General features: G+C 55.6%; 23 protein-coding genes. 12 read left to right on the top strand and 11 right to left on the bottom strand.

What is annotated here, in order from left to right:
- From TH468_RS10940 to TH468_RS10915, 6 genes are all read left to right on the top strand, one after another.
- The gene (locus TH468_RS10940; protein WP_085644018.1) at positions 1-1,302 is read left to right on the top strand and encodes a TRAP transporter large permease; all 1,302 of its coding nucleotides are present in this window, start codon (positions 1-3) and stop codon (positions 1,300-1,302) included.
- Between the two features lie 68 nt (positions 1,303-1,370).
- Positions 1,371-5,024: a hydantoinase B/oxoprolinase family protein gene (locus TH468_RS10935; protein ID WP_085644015.1), complete on the top strand. Its 3,654-nt coding sequence runs from the start codon at positions 1,371-1,373 to the stop codon at positions 5,022-5,024.
- Positions 5,025-5,223: 199 nt separating this feature from the next.
- Positions 5,224-5,601, top strand: a complete 378-nt coding sequence (locus TH468_RS10930; RefSeq protein ID WP_085644013.1) for a hypothetical protein — start codon at positions 5,224-5,226, stop codon at positions 5,599-5,601.
- Positions 5,602-5,741: 140 nt separating this feature from the next.
- Positions 5,742-6,026 (top strand): DUF6516 family protein, encoded by a 285-nt coding sequence (locus TH468_RS10925; RefSeq protein WP_085644011.1) that lies wholly within the window; start codon positions 5,742-5,744, stop codon positions 6,024-6,026.
- Positions 6,023-6,385 carry a transcriptional regulator gene (locus TH468_RS10920; RefSeq protein WP_085644009.1) on the top strand — a complete coding sequence of 121 codons (363 nt, stop codon included), beginning with the start codon at positions 6,023-6,025 and terminating at the stop codon, positions 6,383-6,385. Before TH468_RS10925 ends, TH468_RS10920 begins: the two co-directional genes overlap by 4 nt.
- 60 nt (positions 6,386-6,445) lie before the next feature.
- Entirely contained in the window at positions 6,446-8,125 is a 1,680-nt protein-coding gene (locus TH468_RS10915; protein ID WP_085644007.1) for an FMN-binding glutamate synthase family protein, read from the top strand.
- 197 nt (positions 8,126-8,322) lie between these two features.
- On the opposite strand, the gene TH468_RS10910 is transcribed toward TH468_RS10915, so the two are convergent.
- The 3 genes from TH468_RS10910 to TH468_RS10900 form a co-directional block, all read right to left on the bottom strand.
- Positions 8,323-8,568, bottom strand: coding sequence for a hypothetical protein (locus TH468_RS10910; protein ID WP_085644004.1), 246 nt, complete (start codon positions 8,566-8,568; stop codon positions 8,323-8,325).
- 283 nt (positions 8,569-8,851) lie between these two features.
- Complete coding sequence (locus tag TH468_RS10905; RefSeq protein ID WP_139834695.1) at positions 8,852-9,607, bottom strand: hypothetical protein; 756 nt, start codon at positions 9,605-9,607, stop codon at positions 8,852-8,854.
- 184 nt (positions 9,608-9,791) lie between these two features.
- Positions 9,792-10,316, bottom strand: a complete 525-nt coding sequence (locus TH468_RS10900) for a hypothetical protein (protein ID WP_007089706.1) — start codon at positions 10,314-10,316, stop codon at positions 9,792-9,794.
- Between the two features lie 330 nt (positions 10,317-10,646).
- Between TH468_RS10900 and TH468_RS10895 the strand changes: the two genes are divergently transcribed.
- Positions 10,647-11,030: a hypothetical protein gene (locus tag TH468_RS10895; protein WP_085644000.1), complete on the top strand. Its 384-nt coding sequence runs from the start codon at positions 10,647-10,649 to the stop codon at positions 11,028-11,030.
- Positions 11,031-11,153: 123 nt separating this feature from the next.
- Here the strand turns inward: TH468_RS10895 and TH468_RS10890 are convergent, their stop codons facing one another.
- The 4 genes from TH468_RS10890 to TH468_RS10875 all read right to left on the bottom strand — a co-directional run bounded on the left by TH468_RS10890 (position 11,154) and on the right by TH468_RS10875 (position 14,912).
- Positions 11,154-11,411: a YjhX family toxin gene (locus TH468_RS10890; protein ID WP_085643998.1), complete on the bottom strand. Its 258-nt coding sequence runs from the start codon at positions 11,409-11,411 to the stop codon at positions 11,154-11,156.
- 279 nt (positions 11,412-11,690) lie between these two features.
- Complete coding sequence (locus TH468_RS10885; RefSeq protein ID WP_085643996.1) at positions 11,691-12,167, bottom strand: GNAT family N-acetyltransferase; 477 nt, start codon at positions 12,165-12,167, stop codon at positions 11,691-11,693.
- 233 nt (positions 12,168-12,400) lie between these two features.
- Positions 12,401-13,399, bottom strand: coding sequence for a sensor domain-containing diguanylate cyclase (locus TH468_RS10880; protein WP_085643994.1), 999 nt, complete (start codon positions 13,397-13,399; stop codon positions 12,401-12,403).
- A 91-nt stretch (positions 13,400-13,490) separates the two neighbouring features.
- A complete protein-coding gene (locus TH468_RS10875) occupies positions 13,491-14,912 on the bottom strand; it encodes a branched-chain amino acid ABC transporter permease (RefSeq protein ID WP_168177124.1) in 1,422 nt (473 codons plus the stop codon).
- A 109-nt stretch (positions 14,913-15,021) separates the two neighbouring features.
- On the opposite strand from TH468_RS10875, the gene TH468_RS10870 reads away from it, so the two are divergent.
- Together TH468_RS10870 and TH468_RS10865 are read left to right on the top strand one after the other, a co-directional pair.
- Positions 15,022-15,666, top strand: a complete 645-nt coding sequence (locus TH468_RS10870) for a hypothetical protein (protein ID WP_085643990.1) — start codon at positions 15,022-15,024, stop codon at positions 15,664-15,666.
- A 40-nt stretch (positions 15,667-15,706) separates the two neighbouring features.
- Positions 15,707-16,405, top strand: coding sequence for a TIGR00266 family protein (locus TH468_RS10865; RefSeq protein ID WP_246832300.1), 699 nt, complete (start codon positions 15,707-15,709; stop codon positions 16,403-16,405).
- Here the strand turns inward: TH468_RS10865 and TH468_RS10860 are convergent.
- Positions 16,402-17,301, bottom strand: a complete 900-nt coding sequence (locus TH468_RS10860; protein ID WP_085643987.1) for a LysR substrate-binding domain-containing protein — start codon at positions 17,299-17,301, stop codon at positions 16,402-16,404. The genes TH468_RS10865 and TH468_RS10860 overlap by 4 nt on opposite strands.
- 229 nt (positions 17,302-17,530) lie before the next feature.
- Here TH468_RS10860 and choX point away from each other — a divergent pair, with 229 nt between their 5' ends.
- Together choX and TH468_RS10850 are read left to right on the top strand one after the other, a co-directional pair.
- On the top strand, positions 17,531-18,487 hold the full coding sequence (gene choX, locus TH468_RS10855; protein WP_085644229.1) for a choline ABC transporter substrate-binding protein: 957 nt from the start codon (positions 17,531-17,533) through the stop codon (positions 18,485-18,487).
- A gap of 317 nt (positions 18,488-18,804) precedes the next feature.
- The gene (locus TH468_RS10850) at positions 18,805-20,208 is read left to right on the top strand and encodes an FAD-binding oxidoreductase (RefSeq protein WP_085644227.1); all 1,404 of its coding nucleotides are present in this window, start codon (positions 18,805-18,807) and stop codon (positions 20,206-20,208) included.
- Positions 20,209-20,286: 78 nt separating this feature from the next.
- Here the strand turns inward: TH468_RS10850 and TH468_RS10845 are convergent, their stop codons facing one another.
- Together TH468_RS10845 and TH468_RS10840 are read right to left on the bottom strand one after the other, a co-directional pair.
- Complete coding sequence (locus TH468_RS10845) at positions 20,287-21,372, bottom strand: lipid A deacylase LpxR family protein (RefSeq protein WP_085643984.1); 1,086 nt, start codon at positions 21,370-21,372, stop codon at positions 20,287-20,289.
- Positions 21,369-22,277 carry a LysR family transcriptional regulator gene (locus TH468_RS10840; RefSeq protein WP_085643982.1) on the bottom strand — a complete coding sequence of 303 codons (909 nt, stop codon included), beginning with the start codon at positions 22,275-22,277 and terminating at the stop codon, positions 21,369-21,371. Before TH468_RS10840 ends, TH468_RS10845 begins: the two co-directional genes overlap by 4 nt.
- Before the next feature lie 166 nt (positions 22,278-22,443).
- Between TH468_RS10840 and TH468_RS10835 the strand changes: the two genes are divergently transcribed.
- Positions 22,444-23,355 (top strand): DMT family transporter, encoded by a 912-nt coding sequence (locus TH468_RS10835; protein WP_085643980.1) that lies wholly within the window; start codon positions 22,444-22,446, stop codon positions 23,353-23,355.
- Positions 23,356-23,472: 117 nt separating this feature from the next.
- Here TH468_RS10835 and TH468_RS10830 read toward each other — a convergent pair whose 3' ends face one another.
- A complete protein-coding gene (locus TH468_RS10830; protein ID WP_085643979.1) occupies positions 23,473-23,838 on the bottom strand; it encodes a hypothetical protein in 366 nt (121 codons plus the stop codon).
- Between the last annotated feature and the right edge of the window lie 126 nt (positions 23,839-23,964).

The following is a 23,964-nucleotide window of genomic DNA, read 5'->3' as shown; positions in this document are numbered from 1 at the left end:
ATGGAAGTACTTGAAATCGGCCTGATCCTTATGGGGTTGATGTTCCTGTTCCTTGGGGCGGGGCTTTGGGTGGCATTGTCGTTATTTGCGGTCGGTGTCATCGGACTTGAATTCTTTACCAGTGCGCAGACCGGACCGATCATCGCGACAACCGCGTGGTCGGGGCTTGCAAGCTGGTCGCTGGCACCGCTGCCGCTGTTTATCTGGATGGGTGAAATCCTGTTCCGGTCACGGCTGTCCGAGGACATGTTTACCGGTCTTGCACCGTGGCTGAACAAGCTTCCGGGGCGGTTGCTGCATGTCAATATTCTGGGCTGCGGGATTTTTGCCGCCGTATCAGGTTCGTCGGCGGCAACGGCTGCCACGATTGGCCGGATGTCGATCCCGGAACTGCGCAAGCAGGGTTATGCCGACAAGCTGATCCTTGGCACGCTGGCCGGGTCGGGGACGCTTGGGCTTCTGATCCCGCCCTCGATCATCCTGATCGTGTATGGCGTTTCGGCGGAGCTTTCGATTGCGCGCCTGTTTATTGCCGGCATCCTGCCCGGTGCGATGCTGATCATTCTGTTCATGGGCTTTGTCATGATCTGGGCGACGGCGAACAAGGACAAGATGCCGCCTGCCGGGCCGGATATGGGCTTTATGGAAAAGGTCCGGGCGTCCGGTCGCCTGATCCCGGTGATCGCGCTGATTGCTGCGGTGATCGGGTCGATCTATGGCGGGATTGCCACCCCGACGGAGGCCGCGGCCTTTGGCGTGGTCGGTGCGCTGATCCTGTCGGCGATCAGCGGGTCGCTTAACCGGGCAAGCTTTATCGATGGCCTGATGGGGGCGACGCGCACATCGTGCATGATCGGTTTCATCCTTGCCGGGGCGGCGGTGTTGACCGTCACCATGGGCTTTACCGGCATTCCGCGCGAACTTGCGGCATGGATCGCGGAAATGAACCTTTCGCCCTATGCGTTGCTTGCCGCGCTGACGGTGTTCTTTATCGTGCTGGGCTGCTTCCTTGACGGGATTTCGGTGGTGGTTCTGACCACGTCGGTGATCCTGCCGATGGTGCAGGCCGCCGGGATCGATCTTTTGTGGTTTGGCATCTATGTGGTGCTGGTGGTCGAAATGTCGCAGATCACCCCGCCGGTCGGTTTCAATCTTTTTGTTCTGCAAGGGCTGACAGGCAAAAACCTGTTTTCCATTGCACGGGCTTCCCTGCCGTTCTTCTTCCTGCTGTTGCTGGCGGTTTTGCTGATTACGGTCTTCCCCGAAATCGCCACCTGGCTTCCGCAGAAAATGAACGGCTGACCCGCGCCGTTTAACGGTCGGCGCATTCGCAAGATTTGTTTGAATACGATGCTGAAGGAGTAAGCATCATGGCTTCGCACACCCAAAATTCGTCCGCTTCGCAAACCACTGATCAGACGACGGGACAGCCGAAATGGCAGTTCTGGATCGACCGTGGCGGTACCTTTACCGATATTGTCGCGCGCAAGCCCGATGGCAGCCTTCTGACGCACAAGCTGCTGTCGGAAAATCCGGAACGTTATGCCGATGCCGCCATTCAGGGCATTCGCGAATTGCTTGACGTCCCGGCGGGCGAGAAAATCCCGGCCGAGAAAATCGAAGCCGTCAAGATGGGCACCACGGTTGCGACCAATGCCCTGCTTGAACGTAAAGGGGATCGCACGGTTCTGGTGACCACGACCGGTTTCCGTGATGCATTGCGCATTGCTTATCAGAACCGCCCGAAACTGTTTGATCGCAATATCAAGCTGCCGGAAATGCTGTATGAGCGCGTGATCGAGGCCGATGGCCGCTTTGACGCGCAGGGCGAGGAACTGACCGCCCTTGATCGTGAAAACCTGCGGAAGGATTTGCAGGCAGCGTTTGATGACGGCATCCGGGCATGTGCCATCGTGTTCATGCATGGGTATCGTTATACCGCACACGAAAATGCCGCCGCCGAGATCGCACGCGAAATCGGCTTTACCCAGGTATCTGTCAGTAATCAGGTCAGTCCGTTGATGAAGCTGGTGTCGCGTGGCGATACCACGGTTGTTGATGCCTATCTGTCGCCGATCCTGCGCCGTTATGTTGATCAGGTTGCCGGTGAACTGGGCGGTGTGAAGCTGATGTTCATGCAGTCCAATGGCGGTCTTACCGATGCCGCCAAGTTCCAAGGCAAGGATGCGATCCTTTCGGGCCCGGCGGGCGGTGTTGTCGGCATGGTTCGGACCGCGGAAATGGATGGCTTTAATCAGGTCATCGGGTTCGATATGGGCGGTACATCGACCGACGTTTCGCATTATGACGGCGAATATGAACGCGATTTCGAAACCCAGGTTGCCGGTGTGCGCATGCGCGCCCCGATGATGAAAATCCATACGGTTGCGGCCGGTGGCGGGTCGATCCTGCATTTCGATGGCGCGCGTTTCCGCGTTGGCCCGGACAGTGCCGGTGCCAATCCGGGGCCGGCGGCATATCGCCGTGGCGGGCCGCTTGCGGTGACCGATATCAATGTCATGCTGGGCAAGGTTCAGCCGGACTTCTTCCCGAATGTGTTTGGCCCCGAAGGCAACGAGCCGCTTGACGCCGATGCGGTCAAGGCGGGCTTTGCCGACATGGCCGCCAAGATCAAGGATGCCACCGGTCAGGTGCGCACACCCGAAGAAGTCGCCGAAGGGTTCCTGCGCATCGCGGTTGAAAACATGGCCAACGCGATCAAGCAGATTTCGGTTCAGCGCGGCTATGACGTGACCGATTACATCCTGCAATGCTTTGGCGGGGCCGGTGGGCAGCATGCCTGCCAGGTGGCTGATACGCTGGGCATGACACGCGTGTTTGTCCATCCGTTTGCCGGGGTTCTGTCGGCCTATGGCATGGGGCTTGCCGATATCCGCGCAATGCGCGAACAGGCGGTCGAGGCGAAGCTTGAAACCGCTGCCCTTGCCGGGCTTGATGAAAGCCTTGAGGCATTGGCCACCGAAGCACGCGGCGAGCTGCATGAGCAGGGTATTACCGATGCCAAGATCAGCATGCTTAAAAAGCTGCATCTGCGTTATGACGGCACGGATAACCCATTGATCGTTGATTTCGGTGATGTTGCATCGATCAAGGCGCAGTTCGAAGAACAGCACAAGCAGCGTTACGGCTTTGTCATGGATGAAAAGCCGCTGGTGGTCGAGGCGGTTGCGGTCGAGGCGATTGGCGAAACCCAAGGCTTGCCCGATGCCGAAGCCGAGGTTTCCAAGGATGGCGTCAAACCCGATCCGCTTGCCACCCGCAAGGTCGTGTTTGATGGCAAATCGCAGGAAACGCCGTTCTATAAACGCGAAGATCTGAAACCGGGTGCCACCGTGCGCGGCCCGGCGGTGATTGTCGAGCCGGTCGGGACCACGGTGCTTGATCCGGGCTGGGAAGCCAAGGTTAATGGCCGGGATCACCTTGTGCTGACCCGTGTTGTGCCGTTGAAACGGTCGGAAGCGATTGGCACGCAGGCCGATCCGGTGATGCTGGAAGTGTTCAACAACCTGTTCATGAATATCGCCGAACAGATGGGGGTCACACTTGCCAACACGTCTTATTCGGTCAACATCAAGGAACGGCTTGATTTCTCGTGCGCGCTGTTTGATCAGGAAGGTCTTCTGATTGCCAACGCACCGCATATGCCCGTCCACCTTGGATCGATGGGTGAATCGGTTCGGGCCGTTATGGAAAACAATGCCGGGAAAATGAAATCCGGCGATGTTTATATGCTGAACGATCCTTATAACGGTGGCACGCACCTGCCCGATATCACGCTGATCACGCCGGTGTTTGGTGATGATGGCAAGGAAATCCTGTTCTATGTCGCATCGCGTGGCCACCATGCCGATGTGGGCGGGATCACCCCGGGCTCGATGGCGCCAAATTCCCGTATTCTTGAGGAAGAAGGCGTTCTGATCGATAATTTCAAACTGGTTGATCAGGGCAAGTTTGACGAGGCCGGTTTGACCGCCCTTCTGGAAGGGGCGAAATATCCGGCACGTAACCCGTATCAGAACATCGCCGATCTGCGCGCACAGATTGCCGCCAATGAAAAGGGCGTGCAGGAACTGCGCAAGATGGTCGATCACTTTGGGCTTGATGTTGTGCATGCCTATATGGGCCATGTGCAGGACAATGCCGAGGAAAGTGTGCGCCGTGTGATTGACGTGCTGAAAGACGGCGAGTTTTCCTATGAAATGGATAACGGGGCAGTGGTGAAAGCCAAGGTCACGATCCATAAGGAAACCCGTTCGGCGACGGTTGATTTCACCGGTACGTCTGATCAGCTTGATAACAACTTCAACGCCCCATCGGCGGTAACAAGGGCGGCGGTTCTTTATGTCTTCCGCACCCTGGTTGATGATGACATTCCGCTGAATGCCGGGTGCCTAAAGCCGGTCAATCTGATCGTGCCGGAAGGATCTATGCTCAACCCGCGTTATCCGGCCGCCGTGGTTGCCGGGAACGTCGAAACATCGCAGCACGTCACCGATACGCTGTATGCCGCCCTTGGCGTGATGTCGGGTGCGCAGGGCACGATGAACAACTTCACCTGGGGCAATGATACGCACCAGTATTACGAAACCATCTGTGGCGGTACCGGTGCGGGCCCGGATTATGACGGGACATCGGGTGTGCATTCGCACATGACCAACTCGCGTCTGACCGACCCGGAAGTCCTTGAATGGCGCTTCCCGGTTCTGCTCGAAAGCTTTGGCATCCGCAAAGGGTCCGGCGGGGCAGGTAAACACAAGGGTGGGGACGGCACGGTGCGCCGGGTGCGCTTCCTTGAGGAAATGACCGCATCGATCCTGTCCAACCACCGTCGCGTGCCGGTTCAGGCCGTTGGCGGCGGGGAGCCGGGCCAGCTTGGCCGCAATGCGATCGAGCGCACCAACGGCACGGTCGAGGAGCTTAAAGGTACCGATGGCGCGACCATGTATCCCGGTGATGTCTTCATCATCGAGACGCCGGGTGGTGGCGGTTACGGCAAAGCCTGATCACAATACTCAGAGCCGACAGGACATCCGGGAACGCCCGCCCCTCATCACGGGGTGTTCCCGACAGGATGCTCCCTGTCAGACTTGCAGCCGCCGGGAAACCGGCGGCTTTTTTGTTTAAATTAGAAATGGTTGTTGCGTGTGGATTGTGTATCTATGAAAATTATAAGTAGCATTTCTACGGCTGAAAGGTGCGAGTATGTCATTTTTGAAGGCGACTTTTGTTTCGGTAATTCTATTGATTTCATCTGCTGGTGCTTTCGCACAAAATGGGCAGCCTATAAAAGTTCCTGAGCCAATTCGCAGTATGTGCTTTTTGTATGCGCATACTCGAGAGCCCCTTCATGGGAGCAAGTTGTATCTTGTTATGGATACAGACGCCTTCCGAACGCAGGAAAATGGGGATCAAAAGACCTATAGGTTTGGTGGAGAACTTGTTGGTGAAGAGAGAGGGCGAAGCATACGTACATATGTGAACATTGATTGTACGTTCAAAGAGTATGACGAGAAGAGTATGATCTTCAGTAATTTATTGATTTGGCCTGTGCCTTTCGCAAAAGAGATGTTTGCTCAATAAGTTGCCTCTCAATAGTTACTGGCGTAGGGAATAAACAGGCAGTGATTTTCACGTATTGATTTCGTGAACACAGCATTTACAAAAAAGCGGAGTGTTGGTGTAATTGACAACACTCCGACTTTGTTGGTATAAACACCAACATGAAAGCTGAATTGCTTATGCGCGAGCGTCATCAGCTTGCGCCCGACGCATTTGTTGAATTGCGGATCTGGCGGGTGCCGCAATCGGTGCGGGGCTCGGACCATATGTTCAAATATGCGTTGGCTTATGTTGTGGCCCGGGAATGTGTGCTTCGTTATGACAATGAAGCGGGTAAGGGCGACCACAAGCATATCGGCGATGTTGAAACAGCCTATGATTTTTCCACACCGGCGCAATTGCTGCGTGATTTTTGGGCCGATGTCGATGGATGGAGGCATGAATGAACACCAAAACCAAAGCCAATACCGTCACCCTGTCGGTCGCATCGCGCGAGGACGTGACCAAGCGTGCCCTTGCAGCGTTTGAGGGCACGGTGCAAGGCGCGCATATTTCGTTCGCGTCGGTCGAATTGCTTTGGCAGACCATGACGGCCAAGCGGTGGGAATTGCTTAAGGCGATGACCGGGCAGGGCGCGATGAGCATGCGCGAGGCAGCGCGCCGTGTCGGGCGGGATGTTAAAAGCGTGCATGGCGATGTTCATGCCCTGCTGGATGCCGGTGTTTTGGATCGGGAGGAAAACGGCCAGATCATTTTCCCGTTTGATGCCGTGCATGTCGATTTCACCCTGACGGCGGCGGCATAAGCAGATAGGATCGGGAACCGCATTCAACACTCCCCGCACCATTGGATGGGATAGATCACTGTGAAGTTTCTGATTTTGAATCAGCGTTATGCTGTTTTGGCTGGCGTGACGCTTTTGACTTTTGCCTCGTTGATCTGTGCCGCCGTGGTCGATGTCTGGTTCTGGGTGCCGGTGGTGATCTTTGGCGGGTTGATGGTGGTTGGCTGGTTTGATCTGCGCCAGACCCGGCATTCGATCCTGCGCAACTATCCGGTCAGTGGTCATATCCGGTTTATCCTTGAAAGTTTTCGCCCGGAAATCCGGCAATACATGATCGAAAGCGATCAGGACGAGGTGCCGTTCAGCCGCCAGTCGCGCGGGCTTGTCTATCAGCGCGCCAAAGGGGTCGAGGATAAGCGCCCGTTTGGCACCATCGAGGATGTGTATGGTTCCGGCTATGCGTGGCTGACCCATTCGGTCACGCCGACCAGCATTACCGATATCGATTTTCGGGTTCGGGTCGGCGGTACGGCCTGCAAGCAGCCCTATGACGCCAGCCTTTATAATATTTCGGCGATGAGCTTTGGCTCGCTTTCCGGCAATGCCATTCTGGCGCTGAACAAAGGGGCGAAAAAGGGTGGCTTTGCCCATGACACGGGCGAGGGCAGCATCAGCCGGTATCACCGTGAAGGCGGTGGAGACCTGATTTATCAGGTGGCGTCGGGTTATTTCGGATGCCGCAACCATGATGGCACTTTTTCCGAGGAACGCTTTGCCGAGACCGCATCCGACCCGCAGGTCAAGATGATCGAGGTGAAGCTGAGCCAGGGGGCCAAGCCCGGCCATGGCGGCATGTTGCCCGCCGCCAAGATCACCCCGGAAATATCCGAGGCACGCGGCATCCCGATGGGGATCGATTGCATTTCGCCGGCCGCGCACAGCACGTTTTCCACCCCCGTCGGCCTGATGGAATTCATCGCGAAACTGCGCGATCTTTCGGGCGGCAAGCCGGTCGGTTTCAAGCTGTGCATCGGGCATCGGCGCGAATTCATGTGCATCGTCAAGGCGATGCTGAAAACCGGTATTCTGCCCGATTTCATCGTGGTCGATGGCAAGGAAGGCGGCACGGGTGCGGCCCCGGTTGAATTTGCCAACCGGGTCGGCATGCCGATGCGCGAGGGGCTGACATTTGTGCATAATGCCCTTCGGGGTGCGGGTGTGCGTGATCAGATCAAGATCGGGGCGGCGGGCAAGATCGTTTCGGCGTTTGATATTGCCCAGACATTGGCGCTGGGGGCGGATTGGTGCAATGCGGCGCGGGGGTATATGTTTGCGCTGGGCTGTATTCAGGCGCAGTCATGCCATACCAACCATTGCCCGGTCGGCATTGCAACCCAGGACCCGCTGCGCCAGCGGGCCCTTAATGTGGGTGATAAAAGCGACCGGGTGGCGCGGTTCCACCATAATACCATGCATGCGCTGGCGGAAATTACCGGGGCGGCGGGCCTGACCGATCCGCGCAATTTCATGCCCTATCACTTCATGGTGCGCCAGAAGGACAACGAGTTTCTTGATGGCAACGAAGCCTATCCTTACCTGCCCGAAGGGTTCCTTGTGTCCGGCGGGCCGGAGATCGAGGGGCTGCATGACTGGTATTCACGCTGGGACCGGGCATCGGCGGAAACCTTTGCCCCGTCCGAAATCCCGTTCGGACCGTTCAAGCGGCACAAGAATGTCGTGACCGAGAAGGCGGCACAGTAAAGGCGATAATTTGCCGTCAATGTCAGTGGGCGGATATTGTTAAAGGGGGCCGGTGCCATTTGGGATCGGTCCCCTTTGATTTGAGGTTTTGGTATTCGGGCGGTGTTTTTTACACGGTTTATGGTCGGTTCCGGGTGCCTTGGGAGGGAGGGCACTTATGGGCGACAATCAAAGGCCCGAATTTCGGCATCACATTTTCAGGTTTTCGGCGTCTTGAATTTAGCATCACCACTTTGCTGAGAGGTGCCGCTGGTTGTGCAGGGGCAATGCGGGCCGTCGCTTGATTGCCCAGAGCGGACTTCGTAGGTGATGCCGCTATTGACCGAGCCATCGGTGATCTTTACCGAGAACTCGGTATCCTGAGTGTTGGGGATGGTGCCATCACCATCCGCCATCTTGGACCAATTTTTCCCCACCTTTTTGTAAAAATGAAGCTTCGCCATTTTAGGGTACTCCTTCGGATTGCAATTTATGGTTGCTTTAATTCGTGATTGTTCAATCAATCACAATTCATGTTTATGTGATTTTTACCCTCAAAAGTAGATTTTTTTGGTTCTTAGATGGCTAATTTTTCTAATTATATGTAATAAAATGAAAATATATCATCAACTTAAAATAGTATTTCGATGTTGTTGCGATAACGGGGAAATGGCAAGACCCAGACTCGCATAAATGAGAAGCCCGAACGCATAACCGCCCGGGCTTTGCTTTTGCGTTTTAGAATACTTAATGCGGCAGTTGCGCTTGTTGTCTTCCGTAAGCAGCAAAAGAGCCGACCGCGCCTCCCAGGAACCATCCAACGAGGCTGAACAGGGCAAAGATGATGTGGATCAGCACATCGATGCCTTTGCCGATCTGCAAGATTGCAGGTTTGTTGTTTTGAAGCAGAACAACACCAATCAGGACAAAGAGCATGATGCCGATTTCGTTGGAGGCGTCAGCCTGTGTGCCGAGATAGGCCAGTACACCCATTGAGGACGCTGCGGCAACCGTGCCGACCTGACTTGTGATGAAGCTTGCCTTGTCAGCGATGGTTTCGGTTTTTTTCCATTCAACCCGCAAGGAGCCATGTGCAAACCAGCCCGCGATCCACAGAACAAACTGCGTCGCCATGCCAGCGATGTTTATATAAAGTTCGGAATGGTTATCCTGCTCACCAACGGCGGTTGCCTGCCAGGTTAAAAAGGCAACGGCAATGCCAATCGCGCCTTCGAGGCTAAGCGCGCTGCTGATCAGAAACAGTCGGAGCATCAGGAACGCATACATGGCGAAATCAGTGCATGACAGGCCATAACCGGGATCGGTGATATCGACTTCATTGGTCGCGATGTCGATGTTCGGGCCGCCGCTATGCACATGCCGGGCATAGGCATAGTAGGTCGCCTTCAGAAGAGACACAGCTTTTGGTCCTGTTGTCATGTCAGGGAACCTGAGTTCGTATCCAGCCCTAACAGTAGTAGGCAGATCGGCAATCATATCCATGAGGATATTCATCAGATCGGTGCCGGGATTGTTCCCCGTCAGACCAAAGCCATTGGTGTTATTATCGCGTTGCCATTTCGCGATTGCCTTTATCAGGACTTCGGTGTCGGAAATGACGACGTCTGTTCGTTCAACATATGGCATTGCGATCTCCCGGGGAAATAGATGGGTATTGTGCCCTTGGTCAACGGAACTGCGCGGCAAAACCCGCGAGCCACGCCTCGAAACTGCTGGTGTCCACGGCCAGAAGGTCTTCTTTGGATCGGATGATTGTTTTGGGTGGCGGAAGGTAGTTCTGGCCATTTGCAAACAATATCGAGTTCGCGAGGTTTCGCATCGACGCCAAAAGTTTCTGATCGAGTTCGGACTGGACTTTGTCGGTTGCAAAAAGGGCCTTTTGTTCGACAAGGGCCTTGTTGTTTATGAAGGTCTGCCGTTCGCGTCGGAGGCTTGAAAAGAGCTGTTCCAGCGCGTTCAGAGACAGTTCAACCGCCGAGGTGGCCTGTGCCAGCGTTTTTGCTGCCTGTTGGGGGGAAGGCAATGCTTTGCCGTGGGTGGCAGCGGATGCGTTGTCGAGTTCCGTCATCTGTGTCGACAGGCTGGCAAGGTTGCTATCGACACGCTTCTGCATGTCTGAAGTGAACAATTTCGTCGCAGAGCTTTTATAGTTGCCAACGATTGTCTGGAATGAGGTCGTCAGGTTCGGCATGATTGCGTGTCCGTGAAAAATATCTGCTTTTTCCCAGACGACGGCAGAGCCAGAGTGTGAAACAGAGAACGAAGCTCAACGTTCTCGTTGCGGGCGTTTCACATCAAAAGAAAATTCACCGCAAAGTGATCACGGTCACTGGGATCATCAATCATTGAGGGTAGGGATCGATATGTTCCGTCTGAGGCAGTTTGCCGAAGCGGAGGATGTTTTCAGTACGTGCAGGGTTTTGGTGAAATGGTGCAAGGTCGAGTTTTACTGTTTCGTGTGGCGGCGATTGTTTGTCTGTCTGTTTTGGTTTCGGCATGTGCCCGACAGAGCGCGCCTGACTTGGACTTAACCGCAGGTCCGATTGCCGAGGTTACGTCAACGCCGGTAAACGTTTTCTGGCAGGGTGAAACCGGACGTCCACATTCGTTGGCGTCCGTGTCGTTCGATTTCAAATGTTATGAAAATTTCGACGATCTGACATTGCAGGAACGTGCCGATTTGTCAGCAGAAAATGCCAAGGTCGTCAAACGCAAAGCGACGCAGTTTCTTGTAAACCAGTATGTGAAAAATGACTGGAAGAGAGATATCGACATGGTGAGTGTCGAGAAATACGGTTGCGAAGCCAGAAGCGTCAATTTCAAGGAAGAAACGCGACTTGAGAGTGTCGTGAATGCCTTTCTTTTTCTCTACCCGGAAGCCTATGAAGAAGCAAAGAGCTGGTAAGTTTTGTGCTTGAAGTTCAAAAAAAGCCCACCGGTGACGACCTGCGGGTTTCTGAATATTCTGTCTCACGTGTGAGGGGGAGAGCGGGGGCCCGACCGGAAAACCAGTCGGGCTTTGGTTTTTCTAGCGTTGGAATAATTCCGCACGGACTGCTTCGAGCCCTTCTCGCGTGATGCGATAGGGAGCCCCGCCGCGTGATCGGATCAGGCGGCGTTTGCGCAGTTTCTTGAAAATGTCGATATTGCATGCGGTCAGGAACCAGCCGTCGCGCGTGATGCAGTCGGCTTGGCAGACACGGTTTTTGTCGTCCTTGATCACCTTGATCAGGCCGCCTTGTGCCAGCGCGTGCAAAACGCGCTGTTCATTTTTCGAGATATTCACTGTCGTAAGTCCGGAAAACTGTCAGTCAGAAGTTTTTCCGATCGGGACGGGCACAAAGGTGCCGGAGGTGTGCCTGCGTCTTAAGGCAGGGACAACCCGATCTGCTGATCAGCGGCCGGAAGGATGAAACTGACGACCGGAATTGATGGTCGCGTTCAGATTTTGGTTAAGCCGCGATCAGCGACTGTGCCGGGACTCTGACATAAAAGCTCCGATAAAGGTTCGCCGCCAAAATGCCAATCCGGCGGCTGTTCGTCAAGCTGTTGTCGTGCTTGGCGTTCACGCCGCCCGCTGCATCTCCACGGTCGGGATATCGCGACCCGGGATCGGGCCGGTGACGAGGAAGCCGAATTTGCGGTAGAACGCCTTGGCGCGTTCGTTGTGGGCGGCGACCAACAGTTTGACCGTGGCACCGGGTCTGCGTTCTGCCAGTGCATCAAGGGCCGCGATCATCAGCGCCTTGCCCGCACCCAGGCCATGCGATGCCGGGTCGACGATGATCCATTTGATTTCCGGGATATCGTGAACGGTGATGACATAGCCCAGCAGGTCGTCTTTCTGGGTGGCGACGATGACGCTGTGATCGGGGCAGGTCAGCGCATTTTCAAACACGCCGGTCGACATATCGACATAGCGTGCCGCGGTTGCCGCGGCGGCATCCCCCATGCCTTCGATGAAATAGGTTGTGTCGGTAGCGCGTTTGGTCAGGTCGCGGATGAAGGGGAGGTCGTTGGCAGTGCCTTTGCGGATCTGCATTCGTGGCTCGTTGTCTTTTTATTGTTGCGTCTTTTCAGGCGATAGGCGGTGCCCGGAACATGCGGGTTTTCGGGCTTTTGTCACGTTTTGAGTCTGATCCTGACTTTCGTGGGAGGCTCATACCAAAGGTGTGTTTGAATGTCACCACAGCACAGGTTGAACTTTGGGTGAAAGTCGCATTTTTTGAGGTCGCGTGCAGTGATGTGCCACACAATGGACGATAAAAAGGCGATTTATTTTTTGCGGTTTTTGTCGCGATACATTTCCTGGTCGGCCATATCCATCATTTCTTCGAGGCTTTCCTTGACCGGTTCGAAAAAGACCGAGGCCCCGGCACTTATTTTCGGGGTTTCGTGGATCGGTTTTTTTGATCCGGGGACCGAAATTTTGGCCGTTTGCAGCACATTGCGGATACGGGTGATGATGGTGGTCAGATCGCCGCGATTGCGCACATAGCCCAGAATGGCAAATTCATCGCCGCCAATCCGCCCGCAAATATCAACCTCGCGAATGCTGGCGGTGATGGCGGCCCCGACGGCCTTGAGTGCTGCATCCCCCGCGGCATGGCCGTAATCATCGTTCCAGTGTTTCATGTCATCAAGATCGATGAAGATCAGGCCGATATGATGGTGATAGCGTTTGGCGATGCGGATTTTCTGCTGGGCCAGCATTTCAAACCCGGCGCGGTTGTTAAGCCCCGTGAGCTGATCAGATAGCGAGATGCTGCGCATGATCTGGAACTGTTCATACAGCCGAAGGTCGGCTTCGATGAGGTCGCGGATGGTTTCGATCAGTTTTTGCAGCGTGTCGGAATATTGGGTGGGTTTGCAGTCAAACACGCAGATCGTGCCAAAGATCGTGCCGTTCGACCATGTGACCGGAACCCCGAAATAGGAACAGAAGCCATCCTCGGTCAGTTCCGGGTTGTCCGCCCATTCGGGTTTTTCGCGGGCATCGGGTTCGTAAAAACTGCTGCCCAGTGTGATCACACGACGGCAGAAGATGTTGGTATCAAGCTTGGTGATGCTGGTGTCGCGCCCGGAATAGGGATTGGCGTGATTGGTGCTGGTGACGGCGGCGCGGTAACCCAGCCGGTCATTATATTCGACAATGAAACCGGCACTGGCACCGAGAAGTTCGGTCATCAGATCGACCGCACGCTGCCACTTTTCAAGTGACGGCGCGATGGCATCATCATCGACAAGCCAGTCGCGGGTCTTGAACTGCACCATATCCTGACGCCCCCGGTCCCTCCATTTCCCTGATGGGTCCGGTTTGCCGGATGTCAGCGACGTGACCAGACGTTTCAGGGGTCCGTTCCTTTTATATTTGTCCGTTTCGTGCGGAGAACAAGCTGTCATGTCTGTCATTTATCCCCAAAATCCCCTGAGGGCGCAGGACGAGGATCGCCGCCAGAAGCCCGAAAACCGCGACATCGCGATAGGCCCCGCCGAAATATCCCGACCATAATGTTTCGGTCAAACCGATCATTAACCCGCCCAGCCACGCACCGCGCATCCGTCCTATTCCCCCAAGGATGGCGGCAGTCAGTGCCTTGAACCCGAAAAGCGTACCACTGTGAAAATTAATGACACCATAACGAAGGGCCAACATTGCACCGGTTAATCCGCATAAAAATCCTGCCAGAACAAAGGATTGGGATTCAGTGCGCGAAAGCGACACCCCGCAAAGCGCCGCCCCCAGACGATCCTGGCTGATCGCGCGCCAGTTCCGGCCAAAGGCGGTTTTGCCCATGATCCAGACCAGAATGCCCGCAACCATAACCGCGCCGCCAATGGCCAGCATATCGAACCCGTGCAGGCGCACGACGAAATGATCGCCGCGCAGAAGCGGTACGGAAAACTGCCAGATCGGCGGCAGGTTGAAATTGCGTGCTGATATGACAATCCGGATAAATTCCTGAATGACCAGCACACAGCCAAGGGACGCGACAATCATCGCCCGCCCGCCAGCAGCACGGCGGCCCAGCGGGCCAAAGACATTGCGCCATGTCAGGTGGCTTAACCCCGATCCGATAAAGGCCGCCATCGCGACCGATCCGACCACCATCACCGGGATCAGCCAGCCGACCATGCCTGATATCCACAGGCTTGTGATGATGGTGCCAAGGGCGGCCGTCATCACCACCTCGCCAAAGGCAAGATTGATGCGCCCGATCAGGCCATAGATCAGGGTAAACGAAAGTGCGAGCAGGCCATAGATCGCACCGCGCGCAAGGCCGCTTAGCACCAGTTGGGTGGCATAGGCCGCGGGCAACCCGATATCTGGCACATCGGCGCGCAGGCCGTGGCTTTCGGGATCGATATAGCTTTCGAGTGCGGTGCGCCCGACCCGGTCAATCCAGAACCGTTTGAGCAGGGCCATATGGGCATCGGACACCGGGCCAAGGCGGGTTGTTTCAATCGCATAAAGGTTGGTTGGCGTGTTGGGTTTGGTCGCTGCTTCGAAATGACACGTAATGGCGTGCGTTTCAGTCGAGGGCAGGGGGATTTCACCCGGTTCGAGCAACTGGTAACGCAGGGTGATCTGATTGCCGTCAGAGGTTTCGTCAAACCGGGTGACAAGGCGGATCTGTTTATCTTCATCCTCTATCCCCGGAAGGGCGAGGCGGCAGATATTGAACTGATAGGGATCGCGCGGCGCGCAGGACGACAGGATTGCGGCCAGAAGTGGCAGCAGCCAGAAAACGCGACGAAGATGCCTTGACCCTGATCTGGTGTTCACCGGGTGCTCCGGCTTGCCCTTGATCACCTCATCCTCGTGCGATTTGGGTGTTTTTACAAGTGCTTGGTGAGAGTAAGCTCCAGTGACGATCCATTCTGAGGATAAAGCCATGAGCAATGACTGGATATATGGAGCGGTGTCTTGGATATACGACCATGAAACGCTGGTAACAGGAATGATGGCCACATTGGCAGCATTCGGTACGATATTGGCGATTACTTGCCAAATTAGACAAGCCTACTCTTTGCATCAGTTAGAAACGCAAAGAAGGCACAGCGCCGCAAGGGCAGTGATGCCTTTGGCTCTTAGCCGGATGTGTGCTTATTCGATGGCGTGTGTACTGTATGCGAAAGCCCTCAGAGAAAACGCTGACACACAAAGGCCAATGCCGACGGTTTCCGACGGTGTTATCAGTGTGCTTCGTGACATTGTTGAAACGACAGATGGAGGTATCGGTATTGCGGTCCGCTCTCTAGTTTCTCGGTATCAGGTTCAAGCAGCAATGTTGAGAGATATAGCGCCTGAGCAGCGTCAGTTGGTAGCGTTTGACTTTGAGGAAAGCATTGCGGATGCAATATTTGATGCCACCGAACTATACCTTCATACGTCCAATTTCTTTAAATATTCTCGCTTTGACAGTGATGCCATTCCTTTGGAGCCGACAAACGAAGAGATTCAAGGGAAGTTGAATTTTTGGGGGCTGAATATAGATACTGAACCCGCGGTTTGGAGACGAATGGCCGAACCTGTGTAAAATCCTATGCAATACAAATGGAGACGCCCAATTGGCAGACGTGATCGACTATAAAATCCATGGCGAGGAAATGCAGCTTGTCGAGATCGAACTTGATCCGGGCGAGGGCGTGCGGGCCGAAGCCGGGGCCATGATGTATATGTCGGACGGCATTGCCATGCAGACCGGCACGGGCGGCGGGATTTTTTCCGGCTTCAAACGGATGCTGACCGGCGAGGGGTTCTTTATCACCAGTTTCGTGCATGAAGGATCGGGCAAGGGGCATGTCGCCTTTGCTGCCCCCTATCCGGGCAAGGTGGTGCCGATGAATTTGCCGGAACTGGGCGGCGAGATCATTTGCCAGAAGGACGCGTTTTTATGCGCGGCATCGGGCATTGATATCGATATCGCATTCTCCAAGAAACTCGGTGCCGGTTTGTTTGGCGGCGAGGGCTTTATCCTGCAGCGGTTGCGAGGTTACGGGCTGGCGTTTGTGCATGCCGGGGGCACGATCATCCGCAAGGATTTGCAACCGGGCCAGACATTGCGTGTGGATACCGGGACACTTGTCGCGATGACGCCATCGGTTGATTATTCGATCAAATTCATTGGCGGCTTTACCAATGCGCTGTTTGGTGGCGAGGGGCTTTTTGTCACGACCCTTGAAGGGCCGGGGACGGTGTGGTTGCAGACATTGCCATTTGCGCGGCTGGCGGACCGGATTGCCGCGGCCCTGCCGCAGGATCGCAACAAGGGTTAGGGTGCGGGTTGAGCGACCAGTTCGCGCATCCAGCGCAGAAAGGCATTGATCTGTTCCTGCCGGTGGGTGTTTGACCGGCAGGACAGGACATATCCCCGGTCCGAGCCCAGCGTGACATCGCCAAGGGTGACAAGCTGCCCGGTTTTAAGGTGCTGCTGCAACAGGGCGGTCCAGCCGAGCGCCACGCCCTGTCCCGACAGGGTGGCCGACAGGACCAGCAGATAGGTATTGAACCGGTGCCCGTAAAGCGGCCCGGTTTCCCGAACCCCTGCGGTGCGCAGCCAGCTTTCCCAGTTAAACCAGCGATGGTCGATTTCATCATCCAGATGGATCAGCGGATAATGACGCAGATCGGCGATGTTTTTCGGATGGCCGCGGGCCTCAAGCAAGGTGGGGCTGCAAACCGGTGTGACCTGTTCGGGGATCAGCATCACGTCTTCGGGGCGGTGATGATCAAAGGAGATTTCGATATCGATATTCTGATCGGCGGTAAAACGCCCGGTCTGATTGGTGACGACATTGACCTCGATATCGGGATGGCGGGCGATGAATTCCGGCAGATGCGGCATCAGGATAAAGGACGCAAAGGCAAAGTCGGTGCCGACACTGAGCCGGGCCGACCGCCTTGTTTTGATGCGTTCTACCGTGCGGTCGATCTGCCCGAAGGCCACCGAAATGCAGTCAAACAGTTCCTGCCCGGCGCGGGTCAGCGACACGCCGCGATGTTTACGGCGAAACAGCGGTTGGCCAAGCTGTTCTTCAAGGGCGGTGATCTGATGGCTGACGGCGGGCTGCCCCACCCCCAGTTCGCGGGCCGCCGCGGTGAAGCTGGCGCAGCGGGCGGCGGCTTCGAACGCGATCAGGGCATGCGGCGAGGGGATGTGATGGAATTTCATGACATGAATTATATTGATACCAATGATCGATGCAAGCGGCCTTCACACAGGAATTCCGATAGGCAAGAATTGGCGACATTCATCCATGACGGCGATAACTATCATTTCTGTGAATGCCAAAGGCAGATCGCGGAACTTGCTGTGTGATCAGGCGTTTGGAGCAAGTGCCGGTGGATCAACTGCGCGGCGGCGCGGATCGAAAACCAATTATAAAAGTCAGGAGAATTTCATGAGTTTTGCGGGACGACGGGGAATAATGGCGGCGGGGGCAACGGCCATTATTCTGGGCGGCATTGCCATGACGGGCACGGCCCATGCGCAAGAATGCGATACGGTGGTGTTTTCCGATCCGCAATGGACCGATATCACATCGACCAATGCATTGACCGGTGTGGTTCTTGAAGCACTTGGTTACGAGCAGAAGGTTGAAACCATTTCGGTTCCGGTGACCTTTGAAATGCTGGGCGCCGGGGAAGTTGACGTGTTTCAGGGCAACTGGATGCCCGCCCAGCAGAAATTTGTTGATGCGGCCAATGAAAAAGGCGGCATTGAAAATCTGGGTGTGAACCTTAAGGGGGCGAAATTCACGCTTGCCGTGCCGGAATATGTCGCCGCGGCGGGGATCAAAAGCTTTGCCGATCTGGGGGCGCATGCTGAAGAGTTCGATCACAAGATTTACGGCATCGAGCCCGGCGCACCGGCCAATCAGCTGATCCAGAAAATGATCGATTCCGGTGATTTCGGTCTTGAGGGCTGGGAACTTGTCGAAAGCAGCGAACAGGCGATGCTGGCACAGGCCAAGCGCCTTGAGCGCGGCAAGGACTGGATCGTGTTCCTGGCATGGGCACCGCATCCGATGAACAACCAGTTCGATCTGACCTATCTTGAAGGCGGGGATGAATATTTCGGCCCGAATTACGGCGGGGCGGATGTCTACACGCTGGTGCGCGGCGACTTTGCCAAGGCCTGCCCGAATGTCGGCAAGTTGCTTGATAATGTCAGTTTCACCCTTGATATGGAAAACACCATGATGGGGCTGATCATCAATGATGGCATGGCGCCCAATGATGCCGCGACCAAGCTTCTGAAAGAAGACCCGTCGGTTCTTGATGCGTGGCTTGAGGGGGTTACCACCAAGGATGGTGGCGACGGACTGGCTGCGGTCAAGGAAGCACTTGGCGTCTGACTGACGCGCGTTTGAAGCGTCATCGGCATCATGGCGCGGTTGAAGCAGATGCGATCATTGATGCGATATAACAAAACCGTCCGTGGCATCACGGGCGGTTTTTTGCTTTTACGGGTTAAAAGGTAATACCAATTTTGCGTCTGGCGGCGTAGGGTAGGCAACATGATTTCAGGGCAGCTGGCCGACCCCACATGTCATCGGGACATATCATTGGTCTGCTGCCCGAACGCCACCAAAGCCATCAGGGCCCTTGCATGTTCGGCACCAGGCATCCGTGCCAGCGCCGAACAAAGCAGCCCGGAAAGAAGAGGAAATATATGTCCGACCGTCAGTATGAACGCATTGAAACCCCCGAAAGCCTGATCGCGAGCCTGCGTGACATGCTGGGTGATCGTTTGTCGACTGCCCCCGCCGTACTGGAACAGCATGGCAAGGATGAAAGCTGGCACGCGGCATCTCCGCCCGATGCGGTGGTGTTTGCCACCTCGACCGAAGAAGTCGCGAAGGTCGTCACACTTTGCGCCGAACATAACGTGCCGATCGTGCCGTTTGGCACCGGATCGTCGCTTGAGGGGCATGTCGCGGCCCTTCGCGGCGGGATCTGCATCGATCTTTCGCGGATGGATGCGATCCTTGAGGTCAATAACGAGGACCTTGATTGCCGGGTTCAGGCCGGTGTGACGCGCGAACAGCTTAACGATCATCTGCGCGATACCGGTCTGTTTTTCCCGATTGATCCGGGGGCGAATGCCTCCATCGGCGGCATGACGGCAACCCGCGCATCGGGCACCAATGCGGTGCGTTATGGCACCATGCGTGACAATGTGCTGAACCTGACCGTCGTGACACCAGATGGCAAGATCATCAAGACCGCCAACCGGGCGCGCAAATCATCGGCGGGTTATGACCTGACCCGCCTGTTTGTCGGGTCCGAAGGCACGCTTGGCGTGATTACCGAAATCGCATTGAAGCTGTATGGCATCCCCGAAGCGATGTCGGCTGCGGTCTGTGCGTTTCCAAGCGTTGATGCGGCGGTCGATACCGTTATCCTGACCATTCAGGCCGGTATTCCGGTGGCGCGCATCGAGTTTTTGGATGAAATGCAAATCCGGGCGATCAACAATTATTCCAAGACCGATCACAAGGAAGCCCCGACCCTGTTCTTCGAATTCCACGGCACCGAAGCCGGTGTGAAGGAACAGGCGGAGTTTGTTCAGTCGGTTGCCGAAGAATTTGGTGCCGAGGAATTCCAGTGGGCGACCCGTCAGGAAGACCGCAACAAATTGTGGGCGGCACGTCACAAGGCGTATTACGCGTCGCTTCAGCTTGAACCGGGCAAGGCCGGGATGCCGACGGACGTTTGCGTGCCGATTTCAAAGCTGGCCGAGGCGATCCGCGAAACACGCGCCGATTGCGATGCCAGCCCGCTGACCTGCACGATTGTCGGCCATGTGGGTGATGGCAATTTCCATACCCTGATCCTGCTCGATCCCGAAGATCCGGCACAGATGGCCGAAGCCAAGCGCCTGCATGATCGCATGGTGGAACGTGCGCTTAAACTGGGCGGGACATGCACCGGGGAACATGGCATCGGTTATGGCAAACTTGATTTCATGGAAGCCGAACATGGCCCGGATACGATTGCCCTGATGCGTGCCATCAAATCAGCGATTGATCCCAAGGGATTGATGAACCCGGGCAAGCTGATCCCGGGTCTTTGAGATCGTCCGACCTGTCAGATGAATGCAAGACGGGGCCAAAGTGGCCCCGTTTTTTGAGCGGTAATATCGGCTATCGGATCAGAAACGGACGGACATGGACAGCGATCCGAACTGATCGCCCTTGTCCTGGCCTTCGAATTCGGCGGTACGATAGACGTGGGTGTAGGTGAAGCGGGCCTGTCCGACGATGATGGCGAAACCGATTTGCAGATCGCCGACCAGCGGTTCCTTGTCGATGGAATTGCTGTCGCGGAATGTGTTGCCATCAAGGGTGATGTCGCGCAGCACCCAGCGGCCCGCAGCCCCGGCAAACAGATAACCGCTGACGGGGAAGCCGCGCGTGTCGGGCGCAAAGAAGTCCGAACCCGGCAGGCTGGGGCGGATGCGCGGCGGGCCGTAATCGGCCGGCAGGTCAAACCCCAGCCGGAACATGGTGCCAAGTTCAGCATTGGTGTAAGCGTTACCCAGCATGAAACCCGCATGCGGGGTGGCGTCATATTCAAGGCCAAGCACGTCGCCTTCGAACCAGCTTCTGTATTTGCGTTCATAGGCAAGGTTGACGATCGGTTCGTTTTTAATCTGGTTGTCCCAGCCTTGGGGGTCAGGGCTGTCGATCATTTTATGAACGACTTTCTGGGTATTGTCGGCAAATGATGCCGGGCCGACGACGCCAAGAGTCAGTTCAAGTGTGTCGATGCGCGAATAGTTGCTTTCTTCTTCGCGCTGCAGGCCGGTATCGGACAGAAGCCCGACACTGCCATAAAGCAAACCAGCCCACGGGCGGTCATTGGGCTGGTTTTCGGCAATGGTGATGTCGTTTGGCGTATACATGCTTTGCCCGATGGCATAGCTGGTGCGGATGCGGCCGTTTGAGGCGAAAAACGGCACGGCCTTGGCCGCACTGAGCACCGGTTCTGGCGCGTTGTCTTCGGGGGAAACGAAGGCAAGCCGGACACCATTGGTGTAATGCTGGTCCTGATTGTTCTTGGTGAACAGATCGTTTTCAACCGATAGCGACACACCCCATTTATCATCGGGGGTGCGGGTCGATTGCGGACCGGATGCGGTGTTTTGCTGGGCATGGGCGATGTTTGCCAGGGTCAGAACACCAAGGACGGGCAGTGATGCCAGAAGGTTTTTCGAAATGGTTTTGGGCGATGTCATCGAATGCTCTGATCATTATTGACGCGCAATTTCCGCACCATGAAATCGATCACGGTCCTGATTTTACGCAGTTTATGACGTTGCGGTGCACATATAGCATAAAGGCCCAGCTCGCGCGGGGCGAAATCATCCAGAAGACTGACAAGCCTGCCGTCTTGCAGTAAATCGTCGACAACCAGACGCGGTGTCAGCGTGATGCCGCAACCTTGCAGCAGTGCGTCGCGCTTCGCAAGGCTGCTATTGACATAAAAGCGGCCTTTGACCTGAACGCTGCGTTCATGTTCACCATCAAGAAAGGTCCAGAAACCCGGACGACCGTCATTGGTGTAAACAAAGCAGTTGTGGTGCAACAGATCCTCGGGTCTGGTCAGCGGGGGTGATTTGGCAATATAGGCGGGGCTTGCGCATAAGACTCTAGAATAGCCGCATAATCGCCGGGCAATAAGGCTTGAATTGGGCAGTGATTCACTGATCCGAAGGGCGATGTCAAATCCTTCGTCCACCAGATCGACGACCTTGTCATTGAGTTCAAGTTCGATGGTCAGTTCGGGATAGGCATCAATCATTTCGGCAATCATCGGCGACAGTTGCCGGATGCCAAACGACATGGGAGCGGCGATACGCACCCGTCCGCGCGGCCCGTCGTTAAGATCACGCACGGTTTCATCGGCATCGGTCATGTCATCAAGAATGCCGGTAATCCGGCCAAGATAGGTTTCGCCGGCTTCGGTCAGGCTCATGCGGCGTGTGGTGCGCGCGATCAGTTGCACGCCAAGTTGATCTTCAAGCGCGTTGATATGCTTGGTCATCGAGCCCGGCGTCATGTTGAGTTCGCGGGCGGCGGCGGCAAATGTGCCGCGTTCGGCGATTTTACGAAAACATTCCAGTGCGCGCAGACGGTCCATTCCTGTTCCCCGTATTCCGGTCAAATAACCCTATAATTTCCATATTGGAAATAAACTACGATCAAATACCGGCAAGATCGACTGGTAATGTTGTGTTAGTTTCACCAAAATTGAAATTGCCCGCGCGCCCCACATATTCGCGCCGGCCCGAGGAAGGATCAAGACCATGAGGGCCACCTGGCTCAAACCTGTTTTATTGCTGATTGGTTCCGGAACGATGGGCGGCAGTTCCATCCTGCTGTCAAAGGTTGCCGCGCAGGAAGGTATTCCCGCCCTTTCCTATCTGTTCTGGCAGTGTCTTGGCGCGGGATTGATACTGGCGATATTGTCGGTCGGGCGGGGTGGTTTGCCGCCGCTGCGGGGCAAATATATCCGGTATTATTTTGTCGCCGGTCTGGTCAGTCTGGCGTTTCCGATGGGGCTTGGCTATTTCATGGTTCCCTATATCGGGGCATCAATGGCCGGTGTGTTTACCGCGCTTCCACCGCTGATGACCTATCTGATTTCGATGGGGATCGGGATTGAAACCGCGCAATTCAAGCGCCTGATGGGGTTGATGGTCGGTTTTTGCGGTGTGCTGTTTTTGTATGTGCCGCAGATCAGTGCACCCGATAGCACCCTTCTGGTTTATCTGCTGATTGCGGCGCTGATCCCGGTCAGTCTGGCGATTGGCAATGTGTACCGGACGGTGGCATGGCCAAAAGGGGCATCGCCCCTGACACTGGCATCGGGGATGATGCTGCTCAGTGCGATCCTGTGTCTTGTGTTTGAAACCGGTCGTGATCGGTTGCATGTGCCCGATTTCGGCAATGCCATGGCGTGGCTGATCATCGGGGTTCAGATGGCGGTCGCCAGCATGATGTATATCTGTCATTTCGAATTGCAGCGCGTGGCAGGCCCGGTATTCCTGAGCCAGATCGGCTATGTCATGGCCCTGACCAGTCTTGCGGGGGGTACGTTGCTTTTGGGGGAAACATTGCGACCGGAACTGATCGTGACACTGGGCTGTGTGGTGGCGGGAACGTTCCTTGTGCGCCCGGCACGGCCAGCGGATCGGCGGGCATCGGCGACCAGCTAGGTTATAAATGCTGGTTTCGACTATGGCCTGTGCAAAGCAAAACACCGCCCGTATCACTGGGCGGTGTTTTGTCTTTTGGGCGTATTCAGAGGCGCGGCAGATGGTGCCTTTGGGCTCCTATTTACGGGACGTCATGCCTTCGTTTTCGCCTCTTTCTATTGCCAGCTTGTCGACGCGTGACATCATTGATGGTGCGTCTGACAATCCGGTTTCTTCGGCGCATTGATGGCGATCACGAAGCACGGCAAGGTCAAGATCGCGCGGGTCGATATTGAAGATTTTCGGTTCAATGAGGGTGGTTGCCGTTCGAAGCATATGCAGCGTGGTTCCGATCCGTTTGTTGGATACGAAAGACAGCCCTTCGAGCATTTCTTCTTCGGTTTCAACATTGTACGAACCAGCCGGGAAACTGTGATCGAAGCCTTTCAGATGGAAGGGATGGTGGAAGGCATATGTTTTCTGGGTTGTTCTGACGGTCGTCATGTCATGAGGCTCCATTTGCGATGGCCCCGGCTATGACTTTTGTCCGATGGTGCGGGGCATTCGTCGGTGGGGAAGGCAAAATCATTTTACGAGCGCAGAGGATATCCTTCGTCCGGTTCTTTCCTT

Origin of the sequence: Thalassospira sp. MCCC 1A03138 (genome assembly GCF_002115785.1) — a bacterium.
Lineage (GTDB): Bacteria > Pseudomonadota > Alphaproteobacteria > Rhodospirillales > Thalassospiraceae > Thalassospira.
The sequence above is the reverse complement of the archived record's forward strand: the minus strand, read 5'-3'. Positions and strand labels throughout refer to the sequence as shown.